Origin of the sequence: Pseudomonas sp. CFBP 13710, assembly GCF_014842235.1 — a bacterium.
Taxonomy (GTDB): domain Bacteria; phylum Pseudomonadota; class Gammaproteobacteria; order Pseudomonadales; family Pseudomonadaceae; genus Aquipseudomonas; species Aquipseudomonas baltica.
In genome coordinates, this window is record NZ_JACYVJ010000019.1 from 1 (window position 1) to 10,128 (window position 10,128).

4 protein-coding genes are annotated in these 10,128 nt (G+C 61.0%); 2 read left to right on the forward strand and 2 right to left on the reverse strand.

All coding sequences use genetic code 11. From position 1 onward, the window contains the following. Positions 1-1,508: 1,508 nt before the first annotated feature. Complete coding sequence (locus IFT44_RS20945; protein WP_192176513.1) at positions 1,509-3,734, reverse strand: autotransporter outer membrane beta-barrel domain-containing protein; 2,226 nt, start codon at positions 3,732-3,734, stop codon at positions 1,509-1,511. A gap of 153 nt (positions 3,735-3,887) precedes the next feature. Further along, positions 3,888-6,581, reverse strand: coding sequence for an autotransporter outer membrane beta-barrel domain-containing protein (locus IFT44_RS20950; RefSeq protein WP_192176514.1), 2,694 nt, complete (start codon positions 6,579-6,581; stop codon positions 3,888-3,890). A 302-nt stretch (positions 6,582-6,883) separates the two neighbouring features. On the opposite strand from IFT44_RS20950, the gene IFT44_RS20955 reads away from it, so the two are divergent. Continuing rightward, positions 6,884-8,974 carry a hypothetical protein gene (locus tag IFT44_RS20955; protein WP_192060109.1) on the forward strand — a complete coding sequence of 697 codons (2,091 nt, stop codon included), beginning with the start codon at positions 6,884-6,886 and terminating at the stop codon, positions 8,972-8,974. A 92-nt stretch (positions 8,975-9,066) separates the two neighbouring features. Then, the coding region (locus IFT44_RS20960) for a hypothetical protein (RefSeq protein WP_192176515.1) at positions 9,067-10,128 on the forward strand (1,062 nt) is incomplete at its 3' end.

Sequence of the window (10,128 nt, forward strand, 5' to 3'; positions counted from 1 at the left end):
ACCGGATGCCTTGGGCACTTCGGGCATTTTCAGTTCGTTGCGCGTGCCCACCACCCCGAAGGTCGAGCCGCTGGAGATCTTCGCTGCGCCACCTGCGGCCGGAATGGCCGTGTAGTACACGTACGCCTGGCTGTCGATCAGCACGGCGGCCACGTCCTTGGGTACCTGGAAGTTGAGAAAGCGGTTGCTGCCCAGCTGCTGGGCCGGGGTGCTGTAGTCTTGAAACGCGCCGTCCACCGGCCGTCCGGTCCAGTGCACGACGATGTTGTCGTCGACGGCGATGGTCGAATAGCGATTGACGCGGATTTCCACCAGGCCGTCGGTGATGGTATCCAGATGCAGGTCGCCGGTCTGGGTGCCTTCCACGGTCGGCTCGGGCAATGAGCCACGCGCATACACGGTGGTCAGCACGCTGGGGCTGTAGCGTGAATAGTTCTGCACCTTGTCGCGGATGCTGTAGCGCACGATCAGGTCGGTGCCGGNCAGAACAGGGTGACGATATCGCCCTCGCTCTGGTGGGTGTATTGCTGGATCGTCACCGGCAGGTCGCCCACCAGGCTGACGTCGGAGATGAGGTCCGGCACGCCATAGGGCAGCCCGAGATTGGGGTTGAGTGAAGGATCGCTGGCGTCCGGCGGCTCGGGCGGGTCGCCAGGCACCGTCAGCTTGATCGGCACCACCAGCGACTGCGATGCCCGCTCGTTGCCGGCTGAATCCTTGACGTGGTAGTGCAGCGTCGCCTCGAGCGCGTCGGGGGAAATGTAGTACGCATCGGCAATCAACGCCTGAGTGGCGGTGGCGTCGGTCACCCTGGCGAAGTCCATGTAACCGTCATTCCAGTAGAGGTCGATGATGTCATTCACGGCCATACCCACGTAGGGCTCTACCAGCACGGCAATCAGGCCTTTGTCGTAGTCGTCTTTGTTGATGCCGCCATGGGAGATCGCGGCCGGTACCAGGGGGGCGTAGATATTGGGGTCGGGCGCCACGCCACCATGTCGGGCATCGTGGTTGACATGGTCGCTGCCATAGGCGGCTTTGCGGATGGCGCGCAATAATGAACGGGGTGGATTTTTCACGATGGATCACCTCGGGGAAGTTGAGGGAATATCGAAGAGTAGAGAGGCGAGCAATCAAGCAGCAGTCACCTGAGAGAACAAGTTAGGCTTGAAAACTGGAAAGTGCAAACAACTGGAAGAGTGACAAACTTAGTAAGTTTTCGCGCCCAAGTCTATGTGAGGCATACGTTTTATTCGCACAACGATTGAATGCGAGAGCTCAAGAGAAGTTAGTATATTTTTGTACTTTGGATGCGGCTATAAAAAATAATATTCAACATTGCACTGAAAGTAAAAAGGCGAGCTTTTGCATGTGTTAGTTGGGTCGTTCACATACGGCAGACCCACTTGCCCAGAAGGTACCTATGCCTACGCAGAAACAGTACAGAGGGTTGTGCCATGGCTGAGGCAACAGCAGCGCATTCACCGCTGTTGCCTGCCTTTGCGGGATCAGAAGCTGTAGCGCAGGCCGACGTTCACGCCCCAGGGTTGCTCCAGGTTGCGACCCTTGGCGTAGTCGAACTCGGTGTGCAACTGCAAGCGGTCGGACATCTGCGCGGCCAGGCCCAGGCCGAATTCGCCGCGGCTGCCGGACAGGTCGTTGGTGAAGCGGTTGCCATTGACCTTGACCTGGTTGTTGCTGGCGAACTCGTGGGCCAAAGCGGCTTTGGCGTAGTACTCGAAGGTGCCGCCGGCATCCAGCTCAAGCGTTTGGCTGAGCTTGGCACCAGCTTTGGCCAGCAGCGAGTCGGCACGGTTGCTGTCAGCTTCCATGCCGTTGTTCAACGTGTAACCTTGCCCCTGCACCTTCAAAGCCGACACCTGGGCGAAGGGCGTGACAGCAACGGTTTCAGTCACAGCAATCCGTCGGCCTGCTTCCAGCGAGGCACCGATGCCATGGTGGCTGTAGCTGCCTCGGCTGCGGGTACCATCGCTCATGCGCACCTCGGAGCTGTTCTGAAAGCGGTTGAGCTTGGCCAATGCATCGACGTAATAGCCGTCATCGCCCAGCCACGTGCCGTAGACACCCAGGTAGAAGCTGTCCACTTCGCCTGAAGTGCCGCCCTTTAGGTCCAGGTCGGATTTACTGTAGCCGACCATGGCACCGACCAAGGCGGTGCCATGGTCCACCACCAACGGGGCGTCCGCGCCGAGGCTGAAACCGTTCTGCTGCTGTCGGTACGCCACACCGCCGCCCGCCGACAGGTTGTATTTATTGCCGTAGGCCCGCGTCCACAGGCCGCCCTCGGCCTTGCCCATGCGCAGCTCGCCCATGCGGCTGCGCAGGGTGCTCAGCTCGCCGTACCACACGCTGGGCGCAGCGCTGAACAAGCCAAGCACCGATGCGGTACCTGGGGTCACCACGTTGCCAGGGCGCTGCACCAGCTGCCAGTCGTCGCCTGTTTGTTTCAAGTCGTAAACGAAGGTACCCAGGTCTATCTGGCCGCCCAGCGCCGCGAAACGCGCGTCACCGCCTGCGGTCTTGACCACGGTCAATGGGTCTTGCCCTTCGGCGACGTCGGTACCGGTGTTGTGAATGGCCAGCAAGTGGTCGCCGGTGGCCTGGCCGGTGATCACCAGCGTGTCGCCTTGGCCTGTGGCCAGGTCGGTGCCCAGGCCAAAGGTGCCATTGCCGGCGAGGCTGCCCAGCGTCAGTTCGCGGAAGGCGCCGGACGTACCACCCAAATCGATGCGCCCGCCGTTCATGCTGACGTCACCGATGCTGGCGCTCTGGGTCATGCGCCACAATGCGCCGCTGTCGACGGCCAGGCTGGACACCCCGGCCATGGTGCCGGTCAGGCGGGCGTTGTCTTGCAGCGTAATGGCGGTGGTCGAGTCCGCGTCGATCTGAATGTCACCGGTCAAGTAGGTATTGGCAGCGGTGAAGTCCACCGTGGTATTGGCACCGGCTTGCAGAATGACACCGTCGCCGCCCAGCAGCGTCGCACCATTGCGCACGATGATCGAGGCTTGAACGGGTGAGGCGTTGCGTGTCTGTACGGCGATTGCCGCACCGCGCTGACCTTCGACGCGAGCGTTGTCCACCACCAGGTTGCTGGAGCGCGGTACGGGCACGAAGGTGTCCATGCTCAATACGGCGCCATGCGTCTCGCCAACCACGTTGCTGCCCTGGGTCACATTGATGTCGCCACTGAGCATCAGGATCCCGTTGCCACCCCGGAGCAGACTGGTGTTGGCCGTCCGGCCCAGCACTTGGGTGTTGGCCAGCGTGATAGCGTTGTTGTAGTTGGCGGAGACGCCGCTGCCGCTGCCCAGCAATACGCTGTCGAACACACTGACCTGGGCGCCGCTGGTCTCACTGCCATTGCTGGCGATCAGCGCGTAGTTGCCGGTGCTGACCACTGTGCTACCGGTGATGCTGGCGGTGCTTTGACTGACCCTGACCCCAACTGCCGCGCCGCCGTTGATCTGCGCGTTTTCCGCGCGTAGCGCAGAACCGCTGGACACTTCGATGCCCAGGGTTTTTGCGCCTTTGACGTAAAGGGAGGCTCCCTCGCGCAGGCGCCAATCGGTAATGGCGGCCTCGGGGTAGATCACCAGGGCGTCCCCTGGGCCGGTCAGATCGCGTGCCGCAGCGACTTCGGCACCGTCCAGTACGAGAAGCCCGGCAGCGAAGCTGCCGGGCAGGATGAAACGTGAAACGAACCTGCTCATGATTGAGAACCTTGCGATGCAACCGTAGGATTTGCCGAAGGGCAATTGCGGGCCGCAAGCTTAGGTTCATGAAGTTTTAATATCTGTAGGACGCGTCCGAATCATGCATAGGCAAGACGCGTCCTACAACGACAGACCTACCTGGCACGACACCTACCAGGCATAGCGTAGGCCGAGGCTTCCTCCCCATGGCTGTTCGATGTTCTCGCCATTGCTGTAGTCGAAGTCGGCATGCAACTGCAGGCGATCGGAGATCTGCGCGATTACACCGGCTCCCAACTCGCCGCGGGTGCCCGAGAGGTCGTTGGTGAAGCGGTTGGCGTTGACCTTGACACGGTTGGCATCGGCGAATTCATGGGCCGCCGCCACCTTGATGTAAGGCTGCACCAAGCCGCCATTGGCCAACGGAAAATTACGCCCGACATGCGTACCTACCTTGCCCAGCCACGAATCGGCGCCGTTGCTGCGTGCCTGCATGCCATTGTCCAGATCGTAGCGCTCACCTTGCACCCACAGCGCCGACATCTGCGCGAAGGGTTCCAGGTACCAGTTGTCGGCGAGCTTTATGTGCTTGCCCACTTCCAGCGATGCGCCCACACCGTGGTTGTCGTAGTTGCCACCGGTACGGCTGCCGTCGCTGACGCGCACGTCGGACTCGTTCTGGAACCGGTTGAGCTTGACCACGCCGTCCACGTAGTAGCCGCCTTCGGACAGCCAGGTGCTGTACAGCCCCAGGTAGTAGCTGTCGACCTCACCGGAAGTGCCTGCCGCCAGGTCCAGGTCGGAGCGACTGTAGCCGCCCATCACGCCTACCAACCATTGGCCATTACTGGCCGGCAGCGGCGCATCGACCCCAAAGGTCAGCCCCTGCTGGCGCTGCCTATAGGCCACACCACCCCCGGCCGACAGGTCGTAACGCCCACCATAGGTGCGCACCCAGGCGCCACTGGTGCCACGGCCCAGGCGCAGTTCACCCATGCGGCTGCGCAGGGTAGAGAGCTCGCCGTACCACACCGTGGGTGCGGCGCTGAACAGGCCGATCACCGAACGCGCTCCGGGGGTGACCACCGGACCGCCGCCGTCTCCAGGATTGCCGGGGTCCACGGGCGTCACGGGATCTACCGGGGTTACCGGATCTCCCGGATCGCCGGGGCTCCCTGGATCTACCGGGTCTACCGGATCTCCCGGATCGCCAGGGCTCCCTGGATCGACGGGACCGACAGTTCCCCGCTGAACCAGCAACCAGTCCTGGCCTTGCTTCTGCAGGTCGTAGACGTACGTGCCCGCATCGACCTGGCCGCCGAGCACGGCGAAGGTGCCCGCGCCACCGCCGGTCTGCACTACGGTCAGGGTCGTACCCGGCGTCGGGTCGACCCCACTGCTGCTGTTGTGGATGGCCAGTTCATGGCTGCCGGCGGCCTCGCCGGTCACCACCAAACGATCACCCTGTACGGTGCCCAGATCGGTGTTCAGGTCGAAGATGCCGCTGCCGCTCAAACTGCCTGTCTGCAAGGTTCGATAGGCGCCGCTGCGGCCACCCAACGCCACCCTGCTGCCGTTCATGGCCAGGCTGGCTATCTGCGAGTCGCCTGTCATGTTCCACAGGGAACCGTCAGCCAGATTGACAGCGCCTGCCTGGCTCAACTGGCCATTGAATGTCGAAGCGCGGTTCAGGTTCAGGTTCAGTGGACCCTGGCCGTTGCCTTCCCAGCTGCTTGCGTCAAGTGTCATGTTCGCCGTGGAGGTATCGGCGACAGTGACGTTGCCGGTCAAGCTGCTGTTGCCCAGGTTGAGCTGGGCCTGTGAGGCTTCGCTGACGTTCGTGTCGCCAACCCAGCTGCTCTGTTCCAGGCTCAGGTCGATGCGCGAGCCGCCGGTGAGCAGGGCATTGCCGGTCAACGTACTGGCTTCGCGGCTGACCAGGGTCAGCGCGCTGGCACCCCCCAGCAGCATGTCGCCGGTCAGGCTGCTGCCCTGGCCCAGATCGGCCGTCACCTGCGAGGCATCTGCCAGGCTCAAGCCGCCGTTCAAGGCACTGGCGGCCACTTGCAGATCCAGGGTCGACGCCTGCGTCACTTCCACCGCTATGCCATCGCCCCCGGTCAGGCTTGAACCATTGGCCAGGGTCAACCTTCCGGCTGTGGCCAGTGGATACAGCGTGGCCCCAACCAACACCGCGCTGCCGCGAGTACCTTGCAGGCTCGACCCATCGAGCGCCAGGTTGGTGGCTGCACGCGGTGTGCCGCTGCCGCCACCGTTGGCGATCAATGTGGCGCCATGGTTGGCGCCTATGGCGCTGCTCTGCACCAGGTTCATGTCCGATGACAGCACCGACAGCCCCACCCCGCCTAAGTAAGGCTGCACGCGACCATCATCGGTGCCGGATATCTGCGAACCGCTGATATTCACCACGGCCCCTGTGCTGCTTTGGATGCCTCGGCCGAAGCCGGTGACCGTACTGTTGGTCAGCGTCAAGACGGCGGGCGCGCCGGCTACCAGCGTGATACCGATGGCTGAAGAGGCATTGAGCACGCTATCGGTCACCGTGGCCGTGGAAGCGTCCACGCGCAAGGCTTCGAAGCGTGCGCGCGCCGTGACCGTGGCGCCTTCCAGCCCGGCCGTACTGCCCAGGCGCAAGCCGATGTCCAGAGTTTGGCCCCCAGGGCTGACAAACAGCGAACCTCCTCGCAGTACCGACCATTCCTCGACCGGTGAACCTGAGTTGACCCTGCCGATGGAAAAGGGCCCATCCACCACGGCCGCCATGACCTCGCCAGATACACTTAATACGACTGCAACGCCCAGCAACGGGCGCCACTTCATACCGCCGTGAACAATAGTTTTCATGACTGCCACCTTTGAATTTATTTATTCAAAAAGTTACTTTGGATCGTCCATCCGAAGTGGCAGTGTAGTTGCAAATCATGCTTCATCTAGTTGAATAATAATTTTCAGAATTAGCTGGATTTAAATATTGAAACGATTCCAATCGGTGCTAGCTTGAATATCGCACCAGGCCAATTACGCCTCGCACGAAGCCGCACCGAAACTTGCAGCGTGTAAATAATCAATCACTCGCAGCCGTTATGAAAACGCTTATTCACACTGCGCGCCTCGGTCTATATCAGTTCAGTACTGGAGATTGAAAAATGGGAACTTCCAACGCGATCTTTCAGGCGCCAAGCGCGCGTCCGACAGATGCAGCCGTCACTGTGTACAAGGTTCACAAGAAAGGCCGACTGGATCCGACGTCGCCCAGCAAGCGCTCTGCCAGCCTGCGGGCAGGCGTGGGCATATTGGTGGACGATGGTCCACCGCCGTCAGTACCTGACGCCATTTCCGGGCACCCGCAGAACCTGATTCCTGCAAACAAGAATAACAGTCCATTCAGGATCTCCATTCCAAACCACACGAGCATCGTTGCTGGCGACCTGGTCCGCTTGATACTCGACAATGTGCCTATCGACGTTCCAGCCGTGGACGCTGCAGAGGTAGGCAATGGTTATATCCGCGAGTTCGACGCAACCCTGGCTCACGGTGTACACCAGGTTACCTACGAGCTGGAGGATGGCGGCAGCAATGTGATTCGGGGTAACCCACCGATCCCTTTGCGTATCGACCGTGAAGCGCCAGGCGGGACTTTGATGCCACCGCTGATCTTTGCCCAAGATGTAGAAGACGAAGGTGTGACCCTGGACAAATTGGTTGCAGGCACTTCCGGCGGTCTAGTGCTGAAGACACTGCTGCCAGACTACTACGGCATGGAAGATGGCGACATAGTCAAACCTTTTTACAGAGCAACATCAGGGGGGTCTGAGTTGCTCATCGTGTCGGCGGAGAAGGTGGTGCCCGTGGGCGGCACAGGCGAAGATCTGGAGCTTGAAATTCCGTTGGCCGCGTTGCAAGCCATGAATGACGGCGAGCGCTATTTCGGTTACACGCTTACCGACGTGGCGGGCAATGTCAGCCGTGGGCGCGCAGACGACGTTGCCTTGATCATCCTGGTCAGCAGCGCGCCAGTGGACGGTGATCTGGATTTACCAGACATCGCGCTGTTCAGCGACAACGGCCTGATCAGCGAAGCCGATGCGCGCACGCCGGTCCATGTCAAAATTCCCGAAATCCCCAAGTCCGTCGATGGCGACGAAGTGATTTTCTACCTCGGCACCTCAAGTACCTCGAGACTGCGCATCAGCACAGCGGACCTCGGCAAGCCCTTCGTGCTGGAGTTCGACCTGCCGTTTGACTTCGTTGCCAACGGTGGCGGTACGGGGTCACCGCAACGGTACACAGCAGAGGGGTACTACGAAGTCTACCGCGGTACTGTAAAAATGGCCACTTCGGGAGCCAACCCCGTGTTGGTGGACATCACCATACCCGCCGGCCCAGACCCAGTCCCCGGCACTCCGGAAAATGAGCTGTTGAGGGTAGTCACGGTCGAGGCGGACAGTGGTGCTGTCGATATCATCGACAACGCTGACTTGCAGGAGGACGCCGAGGTCATCGTTCCTTACTACGCCGACAGCACTGCCACCCCGCCGGGTGATGTCGACTACCTGCAGGCCAACGATGTCATTACCGTCTATTGGGGCGGCACGGCGCTGGCTAACAGAAGAACCATACTGGCCAGCGATCTCGCTGCCAAATTACCGCTGAAAATCACCGCAACATCGGCTGAAATGAAGGCCAAAGGGCCTGGTATCAAAGCTGTCCACTACACCGTGGCGCGTGCAACATCAGGCACGCCATCGGCGACCAACGTGGCCCTGTCGTTTGCCAAGGACGTACAAGTTATTTCTCAGGATCTGCTGCCAGGCGGACCCGGGGGATTGCCCGCAGGAGAGTTCACAGAGCGCAGGCAGGCACAAAACTCCTTGAACAAGGCGCAGCTGCAGGACGGTACGCCATTCCGTGTGCTCCTGGATTACGACCAAGTGGCCGAGGGCGACGAGATCACCCTCACGCTGCAGGGGTATTACGGCCTTGCCGGCTCAGGCGTCGAAACGCCCAACATGAAGCTCGATCTGAGCTACACCTTGACGCGCGACGATATCCAATTGCCGGGTGGCCCTGTCAAACATCACGACTTCCTGATTCCGGCCACTTACTTCTCCAAGAAGTGGGTGAATGAGCCCGTTGGGCAGGGGTCGGTAACGGCCGTGTACTCCATTGAAAATGCCTACGGCACTGGCGGCCCTTCTGCCTCGGTGTTCGTGCGTTGCTACGCACTGGACTTGTAGCAGCGTTACCCCTCGCCGGCAGGCAACTGTCGGCGAGGGGCCTACCCGCTCTTTGTCATGAGTGATCTCAACTCCACCCGAGGTGATCCATCGTGAAAAATCCACCCCATTCATTACTACGCGCCATCCGCAAAGCCGCCTATGGTAGCGACCATGTCAACCACGATGCCCGACATGGTGGCGTGCCCACCGACCCCTACGTCTACGCGCCGGTAGTGCCAGCTATGGAGTCCCATGGGGGCATCAACAAGGACGACGTCAGCGCAGGCGTCCCCGTGCGCATCACACCTTATGGCAGTATGGCTCGCGATGACATTGTCAGCTTGTACTGGAACGACGAGTACGTAGATTACATCGAGGTAACCGACCCTGATGCCACCTTGGCCCTGATCGTCGACGCCTTCTATATCGCGCCCGATGCAACCGAGGCCAGTGTTCACTACCACGTGCGCGATCCCTCCGGCAACGATCGCTCCTCGCAGACCCTGACAGTCCCGATCAAGCTCACCGTCCCTGGCAACCCGCCAGAACCGCCGGACCCCACCGATCCCTCACTCAACCCCGGCCTGCAACTGCCCTCCGGTGTGCCTGATATCATCACCGATGCCAGCGCAGCGGGCGATCTGGCCGTGGTCATCGAGCAGTACGCTTATCAGAGTGTCGGCGACGTCATCTCGTTGTTTTGGGCCGGAACGGTGGTGCAGTACGGTCCATTGATCGCCGCTGATCTGAACCGCAGTATCACCATCACCGTGCCCAACAGCGTCATTGCCGCCCGCCCCGGCACCGACCTGATCGTGCGCTACAGCATCCGCGACAAGGTGCAGAACTATTCGCGCTACAGCCCCAGCGTGCTGACCACCGTGTATGCACGAGGCTCGTTGCCCGAGCCGACCGTGGAAGGCACCCAGACCGGCGACCTGCTCATCGGCAACATTACCGATAGGCAGGTCGAGGTACGCGTCAACCGTTATCCGGATATCGCCACCACCGACAACATCGTCGTGCACTGGACCGGACGGCCCGTTCAAGGCCCGTTTCAAGACTACAGCACCCCGCCCCAGCAGCTGGGCAGCAACCGCTTTCTCAACTTCCAGGTGCCCAAGGACGTGGCCGCCGTGCTGATCGACAGCCAGGCGTACGTGTACTACACC